The 22,947-nt window shown below is 40.6% G+C and carries 19 protein-coding genes; 6 read left to right on the top strand and 13 right to left on the bottom strand.

Annotation, left to right across the window (positions count from 1 at the left end; all coding sequences use genetic code 11):
- Positions 1–73 precede the first annotated feature (73 nt).
- From LC608_RS09195 to LC608_RS09145, 11 genes are all read right to left on the bottom strand, one after another.
- Entirely contained in the window at positions 74–1,159 is a 1,086-nt protein-coding gene (locus tag LC608_RS09195; RefSeq protein WP_229553235.1) for a BREX-1 system adenine-specific DNA-methyltransferase PglX, read from the bottom strand.
- 42 nt (positions 1,160–1,201) lie between these two features.
- Positions 1,202–3,577: a BREX-1 system adenine-specific DNA-methyltransferase PglX gene (locus LC608_RS09190; protein ID WP_229553234.1), complete on the bottom strand. Its 2,376-nt coding sequence runs from the start codon at positions 3,575–3,577 to the stop codon at positions 1,202–1,204.
- Between the two features lie 26 nt (positions 3,578–3,603).
- Positions 3,604–4,617 (bottom strand): restriction endonuclease, encoded by a 1,014-nt coding sequence (locus tag LC608_RS09185; RefSeq protein ID WP_229553233.1) that lies wholly within the window; start codon positions 4,615–4,617, stop codon positions 3,604–3,606.
- 4 nt (positions 4,618–4,621) lie between these two features.
- Positions 4,622–8,317, bottom strand: a complete 3,696-nt coding sequence (gene brxC / locus LC608_RS09180) for a BREX system P-loop protein BrxC (protein WP_229553232.1) — start codon at positions 8,315–8,317, stop codon at positions 4,622–4,624.
- Complete coding sequence (locus tag LC608_RS09175; protein ID WP_229553231.1) at positions 8,310–8,891, bottom strand: BREX protein BrxB domain-containing protein; 582 nt, start codon at positions 8,889–8,891, stop codon at positions 8,310–8,312. Before LC608_RS09175 ends, brxC begins: the two co-directional genes overlap by 8 nt.
- Positions 8,875–9,657: a BrxA family protein gene (locus LC608_RS09170; RefSeq protein ID WP_229553230.1), complete on the bottom strand. Its 783-nt coding sequence runs from the start codon at positions 9,655–9,657 to the stop codon at positions 8,875–8,877. The genes LC608_RS09175 and LC608_RS09170 overlap by 17 nt, the downstream gene beginning before the upstream one ends.
- Before the next feature lie 281 nt (positions 9,658–9,938).
- Positions 9,939–10,460, bottom strand: coding sequence for a TniQ family protein (locus LC608_RS09165; protein WP_229553229.1), 522 nt, complete (start codon positions 10,458–10,460; stop codon positions 9,939–9,941).
- 1 nt (position 10,461) lies between these two features.
- Complete coding sequence (locus tag LC608_RS09160; protein WP_229553228.1) at positions 10,462–11,301, bottom strand: TniB family NTP-binding protein; 840 nt, start codon at positions 11,299–11,301, stop codon at positions 10,462–10,464.
- Positions 11,302–11,310: 9 nt separating this feature from the next.
- On the bottom strand, positions 11,311–11,823 hold the full coding sequence (locus LC608_RS09155; protein ID WP_229553227.1) for a Mu transposase C-terminal domain-containing protein: 513 nt from the start codon (positions 11,821–11,823) through the stop codon (positions 11,311–11,313).
- On the bottom strand, positions 11,824–12,621 hold the full coding sequence (locus tag LC608_RS09150) for a hypothetical protein (RefSeq protein ID WP_229553226.1): 798 nt from the start codon (positions 12,619–12,621) through the stop codon (positions 11,824–11,826). It lies immediately after the preceding gene.
- Positions 12,622–12,747: 126 nt separating this feature from the next.
- Positions 12,748–13,194: a helix-turn-helix domain-containing protein gene (locus LC608_RS09145; protein WP_229553225.1), complete on the bottom strand. Its 447-nt coding sequence runs from the start codon at positions 13,192–13,194 to the stop codon at positions 12,748–12,750.
- 515 nt (positions 13,195–13,709) lie between these two features.
- On the opposite strand from LC608_RS09145, the gene LC608_RS09140 reads away from it, so the two are divergent.
- The 3 genes from LC608_RS09140 (at position 13,710) to gatA (ending at position 18,402) form a co-directional block, all read left to right on the top strand.
- Positions 13,710–15,344 (top strand): mechanosensitive ion channel family protein, encoded by a 1,635-nt coding sequence (locus LC608_RS09140; RefSeq protein ID WP_229553224.1) that lies wholly within the window; start codon positions 13,710–13,712, stop codon positions 15,342–15,344.
- 261 nt (positions 15,345–15,605) lie between these two features.
- Positions 15,606–16,811: an acyl-CoA dehydrogenase family protein gene (locus LC608_RS09135; protein WP_229553223.1), complete on the top strand. Its 1,206-nt coding sequence runs from the start codon at positions 15,606–15,608 to the stop codon at positions 16,809–16,811.
- Between the two features lie 130 nt (positions 16,812–16,941).
- Positions 16,942–18,402: an Asp-tRNA(Asn)/Glu-tRNA(Gln) amidotransferase subunit GatA gene (gatA, locus tag LC608_RS09130; RefSeq protein WP_229553222.1), complete on the top strand. Its 1,461-nt coding sequence runs from the start codon at positions 16,942–16,944 to the stop codon at positions 18,400–18,402.
- 123 nt (positions 18,403–18,525) lie between these two features.
- On the opposite strand, the gene LC608_RS09125 is transcribed toward gatA, so the two are convergent.
- Entirely contained in the window at positions 18,526–18,984 is a 459-nt protein-coding gene (locus tag LC608_RS09125; protein WP_229553221.1) for a helix-turn-helix transcriptional regulator, read from the bottom strand.
- A gap of 201 nt (positions 18,985–19,185) precedes the next feature.
- Here LC608_RS09125 and LC608_RS09120 point away from each other — a divergent pair, with 201 nt between their 5' ends.
- Both LC608_RS09120 and LC608_RS09115 read left to right on the top strand, forming a co-directional pair.
- Positions 19,186–20,103: an alpha/beta hydrolase gene (locus LC608_RS09120; RefSeq protein ID WP_229553220.1), complete on the top strand. Its 918-nt coding sequence runs from the start codon at positions 19,186–19,188 to the stop codon at positions 20,101–20,103.
- 146 nt (positions 20,104–20,249) lie between these two features.
- Positions 20,250–20,876: a PadR family transcriptional regulator gene (locus LC608_RS09115; protein WP_229553219.1), complete on the top strand. Its 627-nt coding sequence runs from the start codon at positions 20,250–20,252 to the stop codon at positions 20,874–20,876.
- Positions 20,877–20,932: 56 nt separating this feature from the next.
- Here LC608_RS09115 and LC608_RS09110 read toward each other — a convergent pair whose 3' ends face one another.
- Positions 20,933–21,619, bottom strand: a complete 687-nt coding sequence (locus LC608_RS09110; protein WP_229553218.1) for an HAD family phosphatase — start codon at positions 21,617–21,619, stop codon at positions 20,933–20,935.
- Positions 21,620–21,814: 195 nt separating this feature from the next.
- Between LC608_RS09110 and LC608_RS09105 the strand changes: the two genes are divergently transcribed.
- Positions 21,815–22,588 (top strand): glucosamine-6-phosphate deaminase, encoded by a 774-nt coding sequence (locus tag LC608_RS09105; protein ID WP_229553217.1) that lies wholly within the window; start codon positions 21,815–21,817, stop codon positions 22,586–22,588.
- The last annotated feature ends 359 nt before the right edge of the window (positions 22,589–22,947 follow it).

Genomic DNA, 22,947 nt, shown 5'->3' with positions numbered 1-22,947 from the left:
CAGTAAGTCGTTTAAATTTCCTTGAAGTAAGCTGCTTGGCTCTCCAAAATTTCACTGCTAATTTAAGCCCCAATCATAAAGAAAGCAAATTTCTAATCATATCACAAAAAACTTTTGCAAGAGTTCTTAAAATTCCGTCCCATCTAATTTGAATTGGGTAGTTAAATGGAGTTTCATGCAGGGGTAAGCCATCTTCGCCTATTAGCATTCCAGGTGAGCAAACAGGAAGCGGTGCGAAAGGATCAGGAAGTTCAGAGGGTTGTTTTTCGCTTGTGGCAAAACGGATGTCCCAGCGTCCTAATATACATCCTAATACATAGGAAATAACTGCCTGTGTAATTTCTATTCTGTACCATTGAGGAGTAGGAATTGCTTTCCGTCTAATTTCTACTAGACTTTCAATAGAAATATCTTCTAAATGACAAATACTTTCTAAAAGATTGTCTAAGACAAAACAACGTTTGATAATAGCCCTTGATGTACTTTCGTTTTCTGTTTCGCTATTATTTATTCTACCTATTTCTAGTATTTGTTTAATTTCATCTATTTTTTTCGTATTTTCTATATTGAGGCATTTTACAGGGAAAGGCCGTCCTAGCTGGTTTCTTAGCTCTTCTCTTTCTTCTAAACTTAGAGCTAAATTATCAGCTACCTTTAAATCAATTTTTTCAGCTAATTTAATAGCTTTAATTAATCTATCTTCATGTTTATTAAACTCATTGTCGATAACTTCAGATAATATTAAACCTTGAAAATTGTAAATTGGCTGATAAAAAAATTCTCTAGTTTCATCATCTCTATCAATTCGAGCTATTTCATATAGTTCACGGCAGTGATTAGAAATACTTAATAATAATTCTTTTGGTTCATTTGGTGCTGGTAAAGCTTCAATCAAAGATGGCAAAAAATGTCTAGCAGCAGTTCCTGCCTGTGAAGTATCTCCACCTCCTACAATCAGTTCAATCATAAATTGATAAGGCGTAGAATTTAGTAGGCCAACCAAGCCATATGCAGGGAAAGAAAAAGATTGATATATACCTGGACCTGCAAAATTGATTATGCAGCCAGAAGGAAGAACTCTCACTGATAAATTACTTGTGGTACGTTCTGTATAAGTTCCCCCTGCTATTCCATAGTATTCAAGACTTACTGTTCGCATCACGCAATCAATGTTAACCCAGTTAAAAGCTAAGTGAATATGTCAATAGTAAGGCTCATATTCGCCACCTTTTACAAACCAAGTCCACCCTTTCAAAGGTTGTATTGCTCCTGGAGTGATTTCCCAAGTGAGCCGTAAAAATTTAAAATTGTCACCTGTAACTAGCCCTAATTTAGTCTCACATAAATTGTTTTTGATTTTTTGGAATTTGGTCAAGCGCTGAAGCCAAGATATTTGACACCAATGAGGTGCAATACTATTTGGTAAATCATTAAATATTGAAGTATAATGATAATTAATCTGTTTATCAAAAAGACTGAGATTTATTTTTTTTATATCTTCAAATAATGATTTTTGCTTGTCTTTCTGAGTTAATTCATTGATAAAGATAGCTAAGGTATCTGATGATGTTTTATAATCTATTACATATGCAGCAGCTTCTATAACAGCATCATCAAGCACTCCATAACCTAAATCAGCCATTAATTTTAAGGTATGTGGTTTCCCATAAAATTGACGGCGCCAAGGTTCCAGCAAGTCTTTATAAAATCCTAGTCTGCCTGTAATTGCACCAAGAACTCCACCATCAAATAAACGTTTAATCCACCTTTCTACAAATGCAGCAAAGATATCTTGAGATGAAATAGGTATAGTTATTTGTAACTTTTCTCTAACTGTAACAGGAACAAAACCAAAGGGTGGATTCATTAAGATTATATCAAACTGATTTCGGCAAATATCTATAAAAGCAAAACCCTGCACTGCATCATCAGCGAATAACTGACGTAAAATTTTTTCACTACCAAGAGTCCGATCTGCATATTCTCTTAATGCTTCAATTACTCGTATTTCTGCTTCATTCCAAAACTCCTCATCTGTAATATCTGCCACCTGAAAGAGATTGAATTGCTCTATTTGTGGTTTTTCATACTCCGGTAAAAAAGTGAGTTGTTTTGGTTTTGGTTTAGCTTTCCACTGCTGCTTTGCTTGTGCAATTTTATCTCTAATTTCTTCCTCAATCTTCAATAGAGATCCCGCTTCACCTGCCAACTTCATTTTCTCAAAGACTAACTGTACTAATTGCCCTAAAACCTTTGGTTGTAGTTCTGCCACAAAATCATCCAACAGTTCTTTTTCGCCTGGCATTGGTTCAGCACAGATAATATTAGATTTGGTAATTTTAGGACGATTTTTCTTAATACCCATTTCTTGATAAGCTCGTTGCGCCCTTAACCACAAAGCCAAAGCAGCAATTTGGGTAGCTCTGATATCAATATCAATCCCGTGAAGATTATGCGCTAAAATTAGCCCTGGTACAGCCTTGCAATATTCTTCCCTGTCTGGATAATCCTGTTGCAAGGCTGAACCCAAATCGGGGTCATCGTATGCTTCTTCGTAGATAATTAACAGCAAGCTAAAGCAGTAAAGTAAGAAATGCCCGCTACCGCAAGCTGGATCAAGAGTTTTGATTTCTCTGGGGTCTTTCTTTGGTCGATGCAGAATATAAACTGGCTGCTTTAAAAGTTGCTCCTGTGACAAATCATCAGCCTGCTCATCCTGCGCGGTAAACTCTTCCTCAGGAGCTAGAAATACCTCATGTGGTCGCCGCACCAAATATTTACAATGTTCTGTTAGTGCTGTCTCTCCTTGCCGCATTTCATACCAAATTCGTCCCAAGGTGTTATCTGTGAGAAACTGCACAACATAGCTGGGCGTGTAAAACTGGTTGCGAAATGCTAATTCATAAGAATTACGCGGTGCTTGGCTTTCCTTCCTGGCCTTATCACGCAATTCTTTGGGTGTGAAATACTGGTAAACCCAGCCGATTGTTTCATCCTCAACCCAAATATCCTTTAATTCTTCACTGTTAATAAAATTGAGTATCGAGTCGATTATCCTCTGCGGTGGTAATAATCTATTGGCGGGGTCATTGGGTGAAAATAACACCCCAATTTCTTCTGATAAGGTACTTCCTAACCATTCCAGAAAATGCCGATAAGCTACATCTTGCTTACCCTCGGTATAGAGTCTTTCCTCTGCGGAATTATCAGCTAAATAAAATAGAAATCCTTGAGATTTTAACCCATCACTAACCGCTTTGCGAATTAGTCCTCGTGTTTCCATCATTTTATAAGCACAGAACCGATTGAGATGGGTAAACGCCACCTCTCGCACTAATTGTTCAACAGCATCTTTCACTTTAGAACCTGCTGCTTGAATATGCTGCAAATGAATCAGTAGCTGTTCTCTATATTCCAAATCATCTGCTGAGAGATGCTTCATGCGATCTACTGGCTCTACTTTGCCAGTTATGTAGATACCAAACTGTCCTTCTAAGAGTTCGGTAACTGATTCTTCTAACAAGCGACGACATTGAGTAACTACGTTGCGGAGTGTACTTCTGAGGGATTTATCCATCGTATTCTTCCTTCTCATATTTGGTATTATTTAGTGTTAAATGTCTCATGCAGATTATTAAGCCATTGTTGATCTAACTGCAAGGTAATTACACGAGTTTGATTATCTGACGTTACAAGTGCTTGGATTTCAGACATATAATCTGATTTTAAATTTAGTGCTTCTATATTAGAAAGAAAACCTTGTTTAGCATAAAGATTAAATAATTCTTTTGGTAGATCAAAAGAAAAAACTCTGAGATTACTATTTAATTGTTTTATATACCGACCTTGATCATCCCAGGAAATTTCAACTTGAATAAAATCTTCTAAATTTCTAACATTTATATTATGATTTGGTACTATAAATACAGGAAATTGCCTGTCTATCATTGCTAATAATGCCCCATTTAATCTGTGACATTCATTAATAAAATCATTTATGGCAGATTCTAAAAAATCATTTTTTAATAAATTGTCTGGTGTACGAGTATAAATATACTTAAGTTTATTTTGAACAAAAAATCGTAAGTTTTTTAATAATTTTTTATAAATTTTTTCTTTAAAATAATCAACAGTGACTGTTTCAATAGCTTGAATAACCGGCCGAAAAAAAACATAACTATTTAAAGGAATTAAATAGACATCATGTGCGAATGCATATTTTTGTGCTGGAGAGGTATAGTCAGAAATCGAAAAAACAGCATACTGATAGTGATATCGTGCTTTGAATGGGATCTCTTTTCTTGAAACCCAATATTCGCTAACATCTTTCAAAACGCCCACTGCATTACGTACTACTTCAATACCTGTTTTGTCAGAGCGAAATTTTGCTTCAAGTAGCAACCGTTGAGGATTAGAAAATGGTTGAGCAATAACAAAATCAGCAACTGCATCAATCTGATGTACTCCCCCACGGCCAAAAACTTCTAACCCAGAGTGTCCATTATTTAGTGTCAAATCTTCATCAGCTTTCTCAACTGTGCGGTATCCAGATAATCTAAGTAGATAAAGTAAAGCTTCTTCTAATAGCATTCCGCGTATTTGTGCAGTCGTAGCCATTGACTTATTCCAAAATGAGTTTTACACCTTTACTTACCAGGTCTAGCAAGTGTTCTTTCAGCCGTTCTATTAACTTTTCCACTGCTTCCTCAGAATCAATTGGATTAGAGGAAAAATCCCCTAACCTCACCCGTTGAATTACTACTTGCTTTTCTTCTGTGAGTGCAGTTAATTCTTGAATCCTATACAAAACCTGATTTTTCAATCCTGATAAGGCTGCCAAGTCTGAATCCATCTGGGCAATACTTGCTTTGCAAGATGGGCATTCATTGGCTGTCAACGACCAATTTTCCTCTGCTGCTAAGTCATAGATGCAAGCCCGTTTGACCATCTCATTTAGCAATACTTCTTGCTGTTCTGAAGGGATATTCGTCCACTCACTGCGCCCTTTAATTTCTTCTATCGTTCTTTGATATTCCTGGGCACGTTGGCTGTGGAGTTTAGCATAACGCTCGGCGTAGGCTTTTGCGATCGCCTCAGCATCTGCTTTAATCTGGGGGATACGGTCAACGAAATACTCAGCATTGAGGTTTTCCTTTAGTCGGTTTGTAATCTCTGCGATTTCTGGCTTTTGCCCACCTACCATAGACGATTGATAACTCACTACCCGCTTGGCAGTTTGCAGAGTAGATAAAGATGATTCATTAGTTGCCTCTCGAATTCTGCGACAGCGATCGCGTGCTGCTTTCAACGAAACCCCTTCTCCGGCTAAACTCTGTACGCAGTCATCAGCAGTGCCGTTTTGAATTTCTGTTAAGGTATTGCGGTAGTCTTCTAGTTGGTTAATCACGGGTAAATCGTGAGCCTTAACCTGTGCTTCGACTGGAAGCAATAGTTTTAATTCTTCTGCTACCAGGGTTTTTAGGACGTTTGCGATCGCATTTTTATCCATGTCCACAGTATCACCCATCAATTCCTCATAGTTTTCCACCGCTTTTTTCAGCGTAGAAAAACCAATAGCTTTAATGGGCGTAAACAAAGCTGACTTGAATGCTGTGTTACTTGTGAAAGGTTCTCGGCTATTGGGGTTTTGATAGGAGTCAAACCGTTGACCTTTGTAGGATACTTCAATGGAACCTGCGCGGAACAACACTGCTAGCACCAAGCGCAAAATGTCTCTTTCCCACCCGTAACCGAGTCCACCAAAACGATTTTCTAAACCTTTACCAGTGCGCGTATCTCTTTGGCCATAAGATTGTTGCTGAGTCAAGTAGTCTAGGATTTCCTTAGTTACATCCGCTTCTGGATTGGGGACAAACTTCGCTCCATCTTTGACGACAAGATTAAGCCCAGTCTCAGTGCTATAAAAGACCTGAGATAAACCACTAAGATTAGCAGCTTTTAGGATTTCTTCAGCTTCAGTTCCTTTGAGACTGCGTGCCCCTATCTCTAATTTCGGATAAAGGTCAGGAACAGCAAAATCGAATAATCCCTTAAATATCTCACTGAGAGTTTTGCCTAAATCTGATCCGTCCTTGGACACGCCCCGAAACATTCCGCCGCCCGCTACCATTACCTCTGCTAATTTTTCTCCCAACCTACTATTAATGTGGAGAACCTCTGTTTTCTCTATTTGTACACAAGCCAATTCTTCATTGGTAGCTCGGTTTTGCGATCGCATTTGCTCATACTTAGCAACCATCTGACGTGAGGCGTATAATTCAGCCACTAGCCGATCAATATCCTCAGTGAGCGACAAAACCCAATAGATATCATTTTGGTGACTTTCTTGACGGCTTTGATTGCGTATGTCCGTTAATTTTGTCAAAAATTCTTGGTTATCGGCTGCAATTGAAATAGACAGTGGTACTTGTCCCTCGTTAATCTGATTTCCATCGACTTTGATACCAACTTGAAAACTCCGCAGGTCACGGTAGCGATATGTTTTTAGCTTTGGCTCGCTAAATATCTCTCTTAGTGCATCACGAATGATTTCATTACGATCTCTGGGTTTAGGGGAAAGTGAACGACGTTCCGTTTCCCAGTTTTTTTCTTGGGCTGTTTGCAGTTTCCAACCTTCTTCGGTGTTGCGGATAAACTTAGCCTCATAGAGGCGAGTCAGAGTTTTCTGCACAGCAGCCACAGGTGCAGGTTCCCCAACTTCATCTACTAAACAAGCAGCAATATTTTTTTCAGTGCGTGGCAAATCTTTAACAAACTCCAGTAGGCAGACGGTTTTTGCCACCCGCGCTGCCATGCCTTTGTCTTCTGGATCATCCTTAAAGCGCTGGGTGATGTCGCTGATGTCCTTTTGTTTTTCTGTAGACAAGTTACCTTCAACTAGCTCGAATAGCTTATCCAAGGTCACTAATGTACCAATGGGCTTATCTTTGAGATTTGTCCTTTCAGAAACCAACATTTCGTAGGCTTGCTTGATAATCGTTCGGTTACTCCCTCCCAAAAATCGATTAGCTCCTGGTTGCAGCCTGATGCCCGACATAATGTCAATAGACATCTCAATAAAATGTGGCAGATAGGGATAAAACTGAATGAAGTCGTCTTCTCTGACCTCGCTTTTTCGGCTAGTTCGTTCTAGCTGACAAGCTGCATTAAACTGTCCCTGAGACTTCCGAAATAACTGCTGTAAAATTGGCACAGCTTCATCTTTCTTAGCCAGAATACGCCGAGTGGCAACTTCACGTATGTCAGCCGGTGCCATGTCTACTCGATACTTGAAGCGATCTTGTAGCACAGCCAAATCTATTCGTTTGTCCTCTATCGCATCGACAACTTCCTCCAATTTTTCCTGGGAAGTCACCACGATCCAAATTGGTGCGATCGCTCGCTTGGATTTTAAAAGATTCTTACTGACTTTACCAAATTGCTCAACTAACGCTCGGAGGTCTTCGATTTTAGTAGCGCTACGCGCAACATACCGTCCAACTTCGTCAATGATGAATACTAAAGACTTTCCCGGTCTCCTCCTAGCAGAAAGTTGAAAAGCTCTTTCAACAACTGTCTGGACTGTGATAGTTGAATTTCTCCCTCGTAGAGAACTTGCCCAAGAATCAGCTTGGGGGAAAATCTTAGGGTTCATATAGTGGAGAATAGCTGAGGCCGAGTTGGTCTTCTTCGCTCCTTTGCGAACCAAATTCCAATCCGAGCCATTATTCACTTGTGGGCACAGCCTGATAAATTCATCAAGTTGTCCTTCGCCCTCCATCTCAATTTCCAATTCGGCAATTTCATAGTCAAGCGCGTAGCCTAATTCACCTAACAAAGCTCGATAGACAATTTCTGCCATTTTTTCATCCCCACGCCGGACTTCAGTGCTTTTGGAGATATCGAACATAATCACATCAGTGGCAATTCGAGCATTGATTGAATCGACTAGGTTACTGATCCTGGGGTCTTGCACCTGAGCTTTAAACAACTCGCTTGCGGCGATTCCTTGGACAGTCCGATTAGTAAGAATATAACCAAGGTTTTTAGCAAAAGAAGATTTCCCAGATCCGAAAAATCCTGATATCCATACGCCAACGCCTTCCTGCGGTTCAGAAGGTGCTTCAGCGATCGCTGTTAACAAAATACGATATTGTTCTTTGATGCGTTCAGTAGCAACGTAGTCAGTAATTTCGGTGTATACTGACTGCTCTGCTGTCTGATCAACTTGAATAATTTCTTCAATAGGTTGGCTTAGATTCCTTATTAACAAATCGCCAATTTTATTCATCCCTTGTTCTTCAAGAGATTTAGCCATAGATTTTCACCCTATAGTTGCCCATTGCTTCGCGGTTTTTAAGCGCCATCATCCGCAAACCAGTTGTCCCTTCTAGTGTTCCCGGATAAAACAAAATAGTTGCTATCCGGGTTTTACCTTGCATCTCATCCAGCAGTTTTGACATCTGGTAAATTGCTGGTGCCATTGAGGCAGATCGCAAGAGAAATACAATGTGCCTTTGCGGATCTAGTGCCTTTAATCTTTGGGCTAACAAGTCTGGTAGGGGACACCAGTCTTGATCTGACAAGTAGATATTTACTTGCTCTTGTGCTGCCTCGAAACCTTGTTCTCGTTCAAGTTCTACAATGGAGTCTAATCCTTCTGCCGCAGCGATCGCTTTCCACAAAAGTTCTGCCAGTGAGATAGTCACAACTTCCTTACCGCAGTCACTCATTCTGGTAGCTAGGCGTTTTGCTTCGCGTCGCACATCCCATTCTTCTTTCGGTTCATACCGCAAAATAGCAAACGGTAAATCGTGGTGAACAGTTATTCTGGGCGGCACTGCCTTTAAGTCATTTTCCAGCAGGGATATGCGATCAAGAAGTGATAACATGGACATACTCTTCAATAGACTTTGTTGGAAAATCGATCCGAATAATTGATCCAGTAGCGTAATACTCTAACAGGCGATGCTGATGAGCTTCCATGAAGAAGCCTTCCACAGCTTTAGGTGACAAAAAGAACAGTTGCCATTCGCTGGCATGAATGAGTCTTTCTCCGGATGCTTGGTTCTGTCGCAAATAAAAAGCAATATAAGCAAACGCCTCTGCTGGTAAGTAGATGGGAGCCAGTTGTTTTTTAACCGCTCCTTGCAGAATTCCGAAATCACGAAGAGTACTCAAGAGTTCTCTAGCACAACTAATTATTGTTGAGTCTGACCAGTTAGTTTGTGTTTTACCTTGGGAAATTTGTTTGCCAATCCAGCTTTTTACATCATTAACGCTAATGTCCTGCCTTCCCAAACGGTGCATGGAAGCTAACAAATCTGTAACAACGTCATGAAGCAAACGATCAGATTGAGTGGCGTGAAAGTATAGAATACAGTTAAGCCCCTCTGGAGAAAACTTGCTCTTAACAAGTGTCACTAATGCTTTTGTTACTGGCTCTACCGTTAAGTACCTTTGACGAAAAATCGCCAGGATATCCTCAACCCGTGAGCGTGACTCTTTGCCAAAGATATTGTCTCGCCGGAACCTTTCTAGATTCTCAGTTACCGAGATAGACAAATCCCAGTGCGTCAGTAGGGTTTTTGTATCTGCTATCAGTGCGCCAGCTTTGATGATTTTGCTGCTATAAACAACCTCTTTAATTTCTGGCATCAGTTTGCCTGTTAGTTTATTGGAGTTTTGCTCATGGTATAGACCAAGGAACGAGAATAACAGGCTAACTTATTAATTTTGAAAGTAAAGCTATAGACTACAACAGGAGCCTTGCTGCTAAACCTTTAGCGCAGTATTATATAGATATTTTTAAACAAGTCTAATTATTATTTGACCAAAATATTTAGCCAATCACTATTCACTATTGGCTGTGATTGCCCATCTCCACAAAATTCATCTGGATTTATGTTGGGTAACTATTTACATAAGTTTTTACTTACTTAGTAAGCCTTTTGATACTTTGCCATCTCTGCAAAGGGTATAAAACATTTTTGGCAAAGCCCCTCAGTCCACAAAGCTGGAATTGGAAATGGCTTCTCACAGGCGGGGCATTTTGATAACAAACGTAGTTGATGGCGATCGCATCCTCCTGTCTTTTTAAACTGCCACTCGATTTTATGGCAAAGCGACTCTCCATAGCAGGCTCCACATAAGCGGATGGGGCTGTGGTTCATTCCCACGCCTGGGGGAGGCAACATCTGTCGCAATCTGTCAGCATCAAGTTCAACTACAGCAGCTAACGCTTCCAACTCTTGCTGAGTAGGAAAAGGATGGAAATAGAATTTTTCCCAACGTACTAATACAGCCCCAAATCCTACCACCTGGCCTAACCCACTAGGGGCAGAAAACTTATTTCCTTTTTCTCGCCGAAACCTACCTAAAAAATGGCTGATGCTTTCTCCATCCAAAGGCTCGACTCTCGTTAACCAAATTTCTCTTTTCTCATCTATATTTTCTTCCATATCACAATTTCGATGCCGCAATTACTTCTTTTAAAACATTTTCATCTACTTTTTTATGTCCTTTCATTAATGAGCGAATAGCAGCTTTACGAAGAATCATATCCAATCTACCAATTAATTGCTTAGTTACCTTCTTCAAAAGCTTAAGGTTATTCTCACTTGCCAGTTTTGATTCTTCTGGCAATCTCAGAACATCCCGTTCCCATATTTGAACCATTTCCATAAATTGCTTCTCTTTTAATTTGTCTAACTCAAACTGTTCTAGAAAACGGTTTACAACTTGTTCATCACGTTGAACTATTGCCAAAAGGCGGCTTGTAGTACCAACAAGCAGAACCGAAAGTTTTAACTCATCATCATCATAAATATGCCGTACATCTGAGAACGTCTCAAGCTTAAGGTGATTAGCCTCATCAATAATCAGCATCTCAACCTGATGTATTGCAAGACTATCTAGCGTTCGTTCCCGCAGGTCAGAAATAGTTCCATTGGAGGGTTTATTTAAAGCTTTGAGGATTTTAATAAAAAAATCTCTGGAGCCACAATTTTTGCCAACTTGAATATAAACTACAGGCTTCATACGCTGTCCCTTAGCCTGCCGTAATTTATTATAACGATGTGCAAAAGCTTTGCAAGTGACCGTTTTTCCGCAGCGTGATTCTCCTACTAATAAACCAGTCATTCTAGAAATGACTAACTCATACATCCAAGCGTGACAACGTTTTACTTGGTCGACTTCTAAGTAAGGTTGACGGCTCAAACGTTGAATTTCGGCTTGGATTTCCGGGGAAGGTTCCTCAATTACACCAAATTCCTTGGCAAGCGACATTTCATTTATCATGTTTTAGACCTAATCTTCATCAAAAAAATCATCCATATAGTGAACTTTGTACTTCGGCAATTCCCTAGCTGGTTCGCTTGCAGATTCCACTGCTTTTTGATCGGGAGTAGCAAATTTATTAGCCACTTGCTCTACAGGATTTACTTGTTCATTTGCTGCCTGCCGACGGTCTTTGCGATTTCGTTTTACTGTTTCCTCTACAAAAGCTTGACGGTCTAGCATTGCCTCTAAAATTGCATCGTTATTGATGTGTTCGCCTGCTTCTTTTAACCGCTTATTAATCGCTTTTATTTCTCGTAAAGATAGACGTTCTGTTTCTAAACCTTGAGCATGGGCGTAATCAAGAAACTCTTCTGTGTTATCTGCATTAATTTTGTACACAAGAAGCGTAGTTACGTCGGCAGGGTCATATCTAAGTGCTACAGTTTCTCCATCTCTACCTCTCAAATGGTCTGCCCGATAGGTCAAGTTTTCAAATTGTATACAGCCGTATTTTTGGACTTTGCGCCGTTCTTGCTTCATTTAACAAATTGCCAAGTCTAATTCATCATAAAGATATGGCTCTACCATTAATCCAGCTTCCCATCGCCCAATTCGGGATTGATCTTTCATCCTGTCATCTATGTCGGGGTTATACTCATTTACGATGTAGCCCACTAGTATTATCTCTAAATCCTTGAGAGTTAAGCAAGCATCTTTATCCACGCTTTCTGGACGCTTTTGCACATTTGAGCCTGTGTATCCAGGTAGAGTATTTAATACTTGCTCGTTAACTGTTCTAAAAAAACGTTCCACAATTCCACCATCAGATGGTCGCCTTCTGAGAGCGCAATTAAAACCTATTTGTACTGCAATCTGTTCTGTAGTGTGGATGGAAGTAAAATCTTTACCACCATCAGTGTAAAAATAATAAGGCTTGCCGTAAGCTGGCCACTCGTAACGCAGTTGGTACTCAGAACCATAAGACTTGGGCAAAATCGCATGACGGAGAGCTAGGGCATCAATTTGAGAACTAGGATTATCAAATCCCAAATAAAAACCTATTACACAACGGGAGTAGGAGTCAATCACAACAGTTAACCAAGGACGGTCTAGGACTCCATACTCGTCGGCAAGCCTTACATCCAAACGAGTATGATCGCACTGCCAAACATCATTGCTACCCTCCACCGGCAACTCTCGCCCATCGCGTGTTATGTGGGTCAATCGGTCTCCTAAATAGCCGGGGCTTCTCGCTTTCTCCTTTCTTTCTTTCTGCTCAATATGTTCGTCAAGAATTCGATAAACCGACTGGTGGCTAGGATATTCACCTTTGTTCAAATTTTCTATTCTGGCTTTACCCTCAGGGCAAACGCATCTAAAGTATAAGAATCCTTTAATAGCAAGGGTTTCAACGTTTTTAAATTTAGCCTATTTTTTCGTCAAGATCCTTATCCAGCAGGGGTTTCAGAAATGCCGTGCGTTCGCCCTGGCTTTACCCTTAACCTTGAGAAACACCTGATGTCGGGTTATTCGTTTACTACCTTTGTTACCATCTGTGTAGGTCTTAAGAATAAAATCAATCCATTTTTGTTCAATACGGTACTTACCTTTATCGGATCTCGTATTTGCTAAACCAACTAACCTCTGTTCTCGCCATTTTTTGAGTAAGCGCTCTACTTGACGAATTGATACACCTAGTTTTTCGGCTGCTTCTTTCTTTTTAGTGCTGTAGGTGGTGCGATCGCATGGTTCGATTAGGCTTTGAATTACCTCCATCCTGAGTTTCACTTCATCTGTGATTAATTTATCAGATGGCAATTGATGAACTTTTGTGGACTTTTCATCTTTTTCGATTGGGCTTTGGTCATCATCTGCCTCTGAAGTTAAAGACTTTTGTAAATTTTTAGGCATCTGTTAGCTTTATAGTTACATTTGCGGGTTTATCATTCCATTTAAAAAAAATGTACTATGAAATAGTAAAGCTTGCGACACCTAATTTGTGAAAAATTATGAACAGATAAATTTTAGCTTCTTGGGATGAACAACATAAAATTTACTCAATATAACAATTAGCGACTAATAATTTGTGAAATTTGCATTGAAAGGAGGTTTTGGTAAAAATAAATAAAACCCTTGTTCCTCAAGAGCTTTAGCTAATAGTCGAGCGACATTAATTTGTGAAATAGCGACATTCAATTTGTGAATGTACAACTGTCTACCTCGCCTAAAAAATTATGAGTTTACATTTTAACTGTTTTGGCAACCAGGGAATCTGTTATCTTTTCCCCTAGCCCAAACAATAGCGGTTCCCATTCAGATGCAGTACAACATTATATCGCGAGGTGTAAGGGCACGGCAGTGCCGTGCCTCTTCGGATGTTCACGTAAATGATATAACCGCTATAAAATTATCTTGTTAGAATCCTAATGCCTTATTCTCACCGTTTGCGACTGCCATCAAAATATTTCAATATTCTCATTGCAGTACTAACTTTTGTTTTGTGTCTTTGGTTAACTCCTGTCGTTGCTCAAGCATTAACTAAAGCTCCGGTTATTTTGGATGGGCAACAGATTTTTAAGATCAGTGATTCTGGTCAGTATAGCGCTCAAGAACGGACAAATTTAATCAACTCACAACTAAAAGATGCGATTAAAACTTCTGAACCTATTCAAGTTAAGATTGAAAAACGCAACCAGCTACCTACTATTTTGCTAAATGACCGCTATCTGTTAACAGTTACAGAACAAGATATTGTTCCAGGTAGCACAGTTGATGAGCAAGCAAAAATTTGGGTACAGCAAATTGAAGAAGCGTTACAGCAAGCTCGCTTAGAGCGAACAAGAAACTATCTCCAACAAACAACTTTTGTAGCAGTAGCAATTTTAATCATAACTGCCGCATTCACTTGGCTATTGGGATGGATTAAGCATCACTTTTTCCGAGTAGTTTCACAACGCTTAACTACTAATAGCAATGCAATTCCTAATTCGGAACCACTTAAAGTATTAGAATTATTTTTCAAATTAGTGTTGGCGAGTATGCGTATTGCACTTTGGATAAGTGCGATTCTTTATATCACTAATCTCTTTCCTTTCACTCGTCAATGGAGCTATCAAATTTCCAATATCCTGATCACCAGTTTCACCTCACCTATTCTGACATTAGGCAAGAATCCTTACTCTCTTACTGAATTAATAATTTTGATTGGTTTGTTGTTCGCCTTAGTTATCTTTGCTGGAACTTTAACCAATTTTTTACGTTCTCGCCTTCTATCTTTTACTGGAATCAATCGTGGCGCTCAAGAAGCGATTGTAATACTTTTTAAATATGGTCTGATTTTTATTGGCACACTGGTACTGCTACAAATTTGGGGGCTTGACATTAGCTCTTTGACAATCTTAGCAAGTGCTTTAAGCGTTGGAATTGGCTTTGGTTTACAGGATATTGCAAAGAATTTTGGTAGTGGTTTAGTACTAGTATTTGAGCGTCCGATTCAGGTGGGAGATTTTGTGGAAGTTGGGGAATATACAGGTACTGTCGAGCGAATAGGTGGCAGAAGTACCGAGATTCGGACTCTTGACCACGTTTCAATTATTGTACCTAACTCTCGCTTCTTGGAAAAAGAAGTAATCAACTGGAGCCACCGCAACCCGATTTCTCGCCTTCATCTCCCTGTTGGCGTTGCTTATAATTCAGATCCCAAAGTTGTGCAAGCTGCTCTGTTAGAAGCAGCCTCTAAGCATCCTAATGTATTGCAGGCTCCTTCTCCTTTAGTACTGTTTAAAGAGTTAGGCAACAACAGCTTAAATTTTGAGTTATTAATATGGACTGCGGAACCTAATAAACAATTCTTGCTCAAAAGTGATTTATACTACAATATCTACGAATCATTACAGCAAAGACAAATTGAAATCCCCTTCCCTCAGTTAGATTTACATCTGCGTTCTGGCACGTTGGAATTTACGCCAGAAATGCAGTTAGCGTTAATACAAATGTTTGAACGATTGTCAAACAATAAACAACGCATAGATCCAATCAAGCCAAGTCAAAATCAAACGTAAATTCGGATGCTTGGCTTGCTCTAAGAAAGTTGTTTGTGTAATAATTACTAATTACTTAAATTCGAGCCACTTTAAGTAGTATTTCAAGAATCACCAAAAGACCTGAGTTTGAGGTCAGATGCTGAGGCAGAAAAGAAAGTAGGGTTTAGGCTACAAGTAGTTGCGATCGCTTAACTCCGATGAAAGCATCTCAAGTTTGCAGAAACATCAATTTTCCGCAGTAGGTGATTCAGTAGTAAAGTGAGTTTTAAAGGAATATTTATGTCACAGTTGGAGCAAGCAGTGTCAGACACCTTTGTAGCCAAAGGCTTAGAAAGTCTCCCCAATAATAATATATTCGACCAGGTTGAGGCTTTGGCTAAGGACTTTGCTACCCGTGCAGGGGCACATGACAAAGATGGTTCTTTTCCCTTCGAGAATTTTACAGCTTTGCATGAGGCAGGATTACTCAGCCTCACCATTCCCCGTGAATTAGGTGGTCAAGGTTTGGGGCTAGCAACTATCTGCCGAGTGATTGAAGGGATAGCGCGTGGCGATGCTTCGACGGCGCTAGTACTGACAATGCACTATCTCCAACATGCCCATGCAGCCCGTAGCCGTCGCTGGCATCCAGAAGTATATAAACGGCTATGTCGTGAATCGATTGAAGGTATTGCGCTGCTCAATGCTGCCCGTGTCGAACCTGAGTTAGGAACGCCAGCTAGAGGCGGATTGCCTGCCACAATTGCCGAGCCAACAACAGAGGGTTGGCGTTTAACAGGCCACAAGCAATACACCACGGGTAGTCCCATCCTCAGTTACTTTATTGTTTGGGCACGGACAACTGAGGATGAACCACAAGTTGGCAGTTTTCTAGTTCCGCGCGATCTGCCCGGTTTGCAAATTGTCGAAACCTGGGATCACTTAGGGATGAGAGCTACAGGCAGCCACGATCTCATTTTGGAGAATGTATTAATCCCCAGAGAGTATGCTTTGAATATTAGCCCCATATCAACCGCACCATCCTTTGATCCTCTGATTTCCACTTGGGGCAGTTTGACAGTGAGTGCTTTATATCTAGGTGTTGCTAGTAGTGCGCGAGACTGGCTTGTAAAATATCTTGGGGAGCGATCGCCTTCTAATCTCAAAGAGCCACTGGCAACTCTGCCACGCTTCCAAACTGCTGTGGGTGAGATAGAAGCACTGCTGTTTGCTAACAATAGATTAATTTATAGTTTGGCTCAAGATATTGATTGGGGCGAGTATGAGCCTAACGTAGGATTACAGGCACAAGCTGTTAAATATCTCACCACAACTAACTCGATTCGTGCTGTAGAGATTGCTTTAGAACTAACTGGTAATCCTGGTCTGTTAAAAAAGAATCCTTTAGAGCGACACTACCGTGATGTTCTGTGCAGCCGTATCCATACACCGCAAAATGATGTTATTTGCCAATCTTTAGGGAAGAGTGTACTGGAATTAAAGTGAGTGGGGAGTGGGGAGTGGGGGCAGGGAGAGAAAGAATAACTAATGACTAATGACTAATGACTAATACCCAATACCCAATATCGACCAATATGTACTAAAATCAATGACTTGAGTCACAAAGAGAGCAATCATGGCATCCATCCGCGAGTTGCACCAACAGCTGGTTAAGAAAGAACGTTCTGCCGTTGAAATTACCCAAGAAGCTTTAGAGCGCATTCAAGCGTTAGAGCCGAAATTGCACAGCTTTTTATGTGTTACCGCAGAACGGGCATTAGAGCAGGCAGGTGCTGTGGATGCGAAAATTGCTGCGGGAGAAGAAATTGGGCTCCTAGCAGGCATTCCTGTTGGGATTAAGGACAATTTATGTACTAAGGGAATTCCTACCACCTGCGCCTCTCGGATTTTGGAAAATTTCGTGCCGCCTTATGAATCAACAGCGACGCAAAAACTGGCAGATGCTGGCGCGGTAATGGTAGGTAAAACCAACTTAGATGAGTTTGCGATGGGTAGTTCCACAGAAAACTCTGCCTACCAAGTCACGGCTAATCCTTGGGATTTATCACGAGTTCCTGGTGGTTCTTCGGGGGGTTCTGCGGCGGCGGTGGCGGCTCAAGAATGTGTGGTTGCTCTTGGTTCTGATACTGGCGGTTCGATTCGGCAACCTGCATCTTTTTGCGGTGTGGTGGGGATGAAACCCACTTATGGTTTGGTTTCTCGTTATGGTTTGGTGGCTTACGCTTCGTCTTTGGATCAAATTGGACCATTTGGAAACACAGTGGAAGATGCTGCGATATTATTAAATGCGATCGCAGGTTACGATCCCAAAGACTCTACCAGTCTCAAAGTTGCCATTCCCAACTACGCCGCCAGCTTCAAACCAGACTTCAAACCCAGAGGTCAGCTAAAAATTGGTATCATCAAAGAAACTTTTGGTGAAGGTTTAGACTCCGTAGTAGAACAAGCTGTTACCAAAGCAGTAGATCAACTACAAAGTTTGGGAGCGGAAATTCATATAATTTCCTGTCCTACCTTTCGCTACGGCTTACCCACCTACTACATCATCGCCCCATCAGAAGCGTCAGCAAACCTAGCTCGTTACGATGGCGTTAAATATGGTTATCGCGCCCCTGATGCCGATAATCTGCTATCGATGTACACTCGTACCCGTGCCACAGGTTTTGGTACAGAAGTCAAACGCCGAATTATGATTGGTACTTACGCACTTTCGGCTGGCTATTATGACGCTTACTACCTGAAAGCGCAAAAAGTCCGCACCCTGATTAAGCGAGATTTTGAAAAAGCTTTTGGCTTAGTTGATGTGTTAGTTTGTCCCACATCTCCCACTACAGCATTCAAAGCAGGGGAAAAAACTACTGACCCCTTGAGCATGTATTTAACTGATTTGATGACTATTCCTGTGAATCTTGCTGGTTTACCTAGTTTAAGTTTGCCATGTGGTTTTGATGATCAGGGGCTACCGATAGGATTACAGCTAATTGGCAATGTGCTGCGAGAAGACCTACTGTTTCAAGTAGCTTACGCTTATGAGCAATCCACTAGTTGGCATCTGCGTAAACCACAAATATCTTGAAAATGGCAATTGGGAATTGGGCATAAGAGGAATAGAGGCGTGGTGCTGCTTTTGCTGAGGGAAAAACTCTTCTCCCTTGCTCTCTTCTCCCTTGCCCCCTGCCCTCCACTCCCCACTCCCCACTCACTGATTACTAACCATTGACTGTTGACTATTGACTTCTGGAGTCGGGGATTCAGATGTAATTTGTGGTGGATTAAGTGTATGTAAAAGACCAGCAGATGCAGCGACTAATAAGAGAATGTAGGTAACAAGAAGAGGTATGTATGTATTTGATTTGTTGCCTGAATTATTCTGCTCATTTCTGGAGTCTTGGCAGACTACATTGCTTATGAGAGTATGTGATAAAGCATTTCCATCCAGTCCTAAAGCATCTCCATAGCGCCGGATGAATCCTTGAACAAAAATAGGCTCAGGCAATTCTTCAAATCGCTCTTCTTCTAAAGCTTGCAAAACACCTGCTCTAATGAGTGTTTTTGCAGCTATTTCTTCTATGCATATAGATTTTTCTTGTCTTACTTGTCGCAAGTGTGTAGTTATTTCCTTTAGTTGCTCTACTTGAGCTTGATTTAAGAGCGTCACTGTCCTCTCCTGTATGGGCTAATTCTACTATTCATATAGTTAGAAGCCTTAAATACGCATACGTATTTGTACTGGATAATTGATTTTTAGGAGAAATTCTTTAATAATAGTTGAAATCTAGATTGGAAAATGCTAGGGCTGCTTATACTAAGTAAATATATTGTTAATATAAACACTTTGTATCCATTAAAAAGTTAGGGCATGAAAGTTAATAAACTGCAATTTATACAAGTATTTTTCCAACTGCTACTCTGGACTGGGATAATTGCAGCGTTCGCTTACTGTGCTATTTGTCTATTTCTTTTTATTAAGCAACCTCGCTTCATTTTCTTTCCCTCTGCTGTCATTGAAAAGACACCAGAGTTTTTTAATCTCCCTTATGAAGAGATTTGGTTATCTGTGCCTAAAACAGGCAAGGTAGAACATATTCACGGTTGGTGGATAGAAGCCAAGCAACCCAATGCTAAGGTGTTGCTATACTTACACGGTAACGGTATCAATGTTGGCGCAAATATAGCTCATGCGAATCGGTTTCATCAGCTAGGGTTTTCGGTATTGCTGATTGATTATCGGGGTTATGGTCGCAGTGAGGGTATGTTTCCCAATGAAAAGCGGGTTTATGAAGATGCAGCCACAGCTTGGAATTACTTGGTGCAGCAACAAGAGATTCCACCCAGCCAAATTTTTCTTTATGGACATTCTCTTGGGGGTGCAATAGCCATAGACTTAGGAGTGAAACACCCACAAGCTGCTGGTTTGATTGTGGAAAGCTCTTTTACATCCATCCGCGATTTAATCACTTATCGAAACATGTTTTGGATGTTTCCCGTAGATTTAATCTTGACACAGCGCTTTGATTCCATTAAGAAATTGCCAAAGTTAAAAATGCCAGTTTTATTCATTCATGGCGCTGCTGATTCGACTGTACCTTCTTTTATGAGCCAAAAACTGTATGCCGTTGCTCCCGAACCAAAGCAACTATTGTTGGTTCCAGGAGCAGATCATAACGATACAGCAGTAGTTGCCGGTTCACAATATTTGCAATGGGTAGAGTCTTTTGTGCAACAAGTGCAAACTCGTAGCTATTTGAATTCCTCAGCCTTCATCAGTTTCGACTAGCTTTGCGTTAGTGCAGCTCGTCGCAGGCATCGCTTGTGGCGTTGGCACAGTTTTACTTCAAAAATCTTCATCAAAATTCTATTCCGATATATCGTGATATATTCCGATATATCGTATATTAGAGAAAGTTGATTTGAGATTCATTTATGTTTAGACACTTTCAGTCACGCTTTAGGGCACCTGCATGGGCAGGAGTTAGTGAAGATGATTTCTTGCTTGTCAAATCTTGGTTTCAGCATGGTAAACATCATGCTAAACATCATGACAAGCACTTTGGCAATGAAATGTTTGGTCGTGGTTGGGGAGATGAATATCGGACTCGTCGGGGTGACATCAAGTTCATCCTGCTGGAATTGTTATCCGAGCATCCTAGTCATGGTTACGACCTAATTAAAGATGCGGAAACTCGCTATGGTGGTTTCCGTCGCCTTAGTCCTGGCTCAGTATATCCAACACTCCAATTGCTGGAGGAAGGTGGTTATCTCAAGAGCGCCCAAGAAGGTGGCAAGCGGATTTACACGATCACCGATGAAGGTAGACAATTATTGGCAGAACGTGCCCAAAAAGAAACTTCAGATTCTCCTTGGGATACCTTCAAAAGTTTCGTAAAAGGTAAGCCCCAAGAGTTTATTGAGTTGCGGAATGCTGCAACAGAACTAGCTGCTGTTGTGGTGCAGGTTGCTCGTAGTGGCAATATGGAGCGGATAAATCGGGTGCGTGAGCTTCTAGAGCAAGTTAAACGGGAAATTTACGCAATTCTCGCGGAAAAATAAATAGAGACGGGTTAGCAAATTCGCGTCTCTACTCTCGATGTTTTCAGATTTTGCGCTTACAAGTTAGAAGCGATCGCACTCAAATCTGGTTCAATAAGTGAGTTGAGCAATGTCCACAACTGCAAATCAGTAAAATCTGGAATTGCCATAAATGCGCCGACTTCCTGTAAAAATTGGGGATCGTGGGTGGAGGCGATGCCAATAGTGCGGATATCTGCGCTCACCGCCGAACGAATACCAGAGGGAGAGTCTTCTAAAGCGATCGCTTCCTCTGCTGTAATCCCCAAGTTACTCAGGGCGACTTGGTAGGGTGCAGGGTCAGGTTTACCTGCTACACAATCATCTGCTACAACAACTGTATGAAAAACTTCTTTTATTCCCAAAACATTTAGCATAAATTCTGCATTTAATCTAGGGGCATTAGTTACTAATGCCCGCTTTAACTGATGTGTCTCTGTCCATGCTAGTAGTTCAGAAAATCCACTCAACGGTTTTAGATGCGGGGCGAGTTTGCGGAAAAGCGCCTCTTTTTCGTCTGCAAATTTTTGCCCTTCTGCTGTTGATAATTGCGGCAGAATATCCTTAACAATTTCTGGATTTAGCCGCCCACTAATTCGGGATTTATAAAATGTTTCGTCAATTTCTATGCTGTAATTTAACAGCATTTCCTGCCAAGCTTGGTAGTGTATAGGGTCAGTGTTGACAATAGTGCCGTCTAGGTCAAAAAGAATTGCAGCCAGCATGATTTTTGGGTAAAATGTAAATAATTGTTAACTTAATTTAAATAGTTTACATTGTTTTTTTGTCCTTATACAGCGTAAAAAGCTATAAATTAATCTGCTAAATCCTAAAATCTATACTGGATAGGGCATATAAGCGCAGACAGGTACAGCCTCTCAAAAAACTGCCGTATAATTCATAACCTTCAATGTAAGCAAATGCTAGCCGAGCCAAACTTTTTTCGCGTTGATGATTTACTAGTGCAGATTTACAACTCTGAAGTCGAAATGGCCGAAGATGTTGCAGAAATCGCGCAAAAGCATTTACAGGAAGTTCTCAAACAACAAGATACAGCTGCTGTATTGTTAGCAACAGGTAACTCCCAACTCAAATTTCTTGATGCTTTGATTGCATTGGGTGGTGTAGATTGGTCAAGAATTATTCTGTTCCATCTAGATGAATATTTGGGAATTACTGCTGACCATTCTGCTAGTTTCCGGCGCTATATGCGAGAACGTGTAGAGAAGCGGGTTGTTCCTAAAGAATTTCACTATATAGAAGGTGATACATTGCAACCAGTAGCAGAGTGCGATCGCTACACTAAACTACTCCTTGCACAACCAATTGACTTATGCTGTCTTGGTGTTGGCGAAAATGGACATTTGGCTTTTAACGATCCAGCAGTAGCAAATTTTCAAGATCCTTACAGCGTGAAACTAGTGAAACTGGATACAGTGAACCGTCAGCAACAAGTAAGCACAGGTCACTTTCCAAATCTAGAAGCTGTCCCACAATATGCTTTTACTGCCACCATCTCGATGATTTGTTCAGCTAAAAAAATTATCTGTCTGGCTCCAGAAACACGTAAAGCGAATGTGGTAAAAGAGATGTTGCAAGGAGCTATAAGTACAGACTGTCCTGCTTCTATTCTCCGTCAACAATCCCAAGCGACGTTATTTTTAGATGTAAATTCTGCTAGTTTACTGTCGTGAAAAACGAAAACTGCTGTATAATCCTAGGAAACACATACTGTTACCAGTATTAAATGCTGCTATCAACAGAAAGTGCATCCCCCTTTTAGCACCAATCAAAAAAAATTCCTAGACCTTTTCTTAGTATGCCGACTCTAATGTTTAGGACAACATTGTGTTGCAGTCCTAAAAGAATACGATGTTAAAGTTAGCGCCATTGATGATGAGCAGTCCGAACATTGGGAAGTCCCAGAAGTACCTAGTACGCAACGGCGGAAACAGAGCAACTGTTTAGAATCCCTAAATAGCTTATTCCATAACACTTTTGACTTTTGACTTTTGACTTTTGACTTCCGCCTTGCGGTACTAGCTTACTAGAA

This window comes from Nostoc sp. XA010 (genome assembly GCF_020829625.1).
GTDB lineage: Bacteria > Cyanobacteriota > Cyanobacteriia > Cyanobacteriales > Nostocaceae > Nostoc.
The sequence above is the reverse complement of the archived record's forward strand: the minus strand, read 5'-3'. Positions and strand labels throughout refer to the sequence as shown.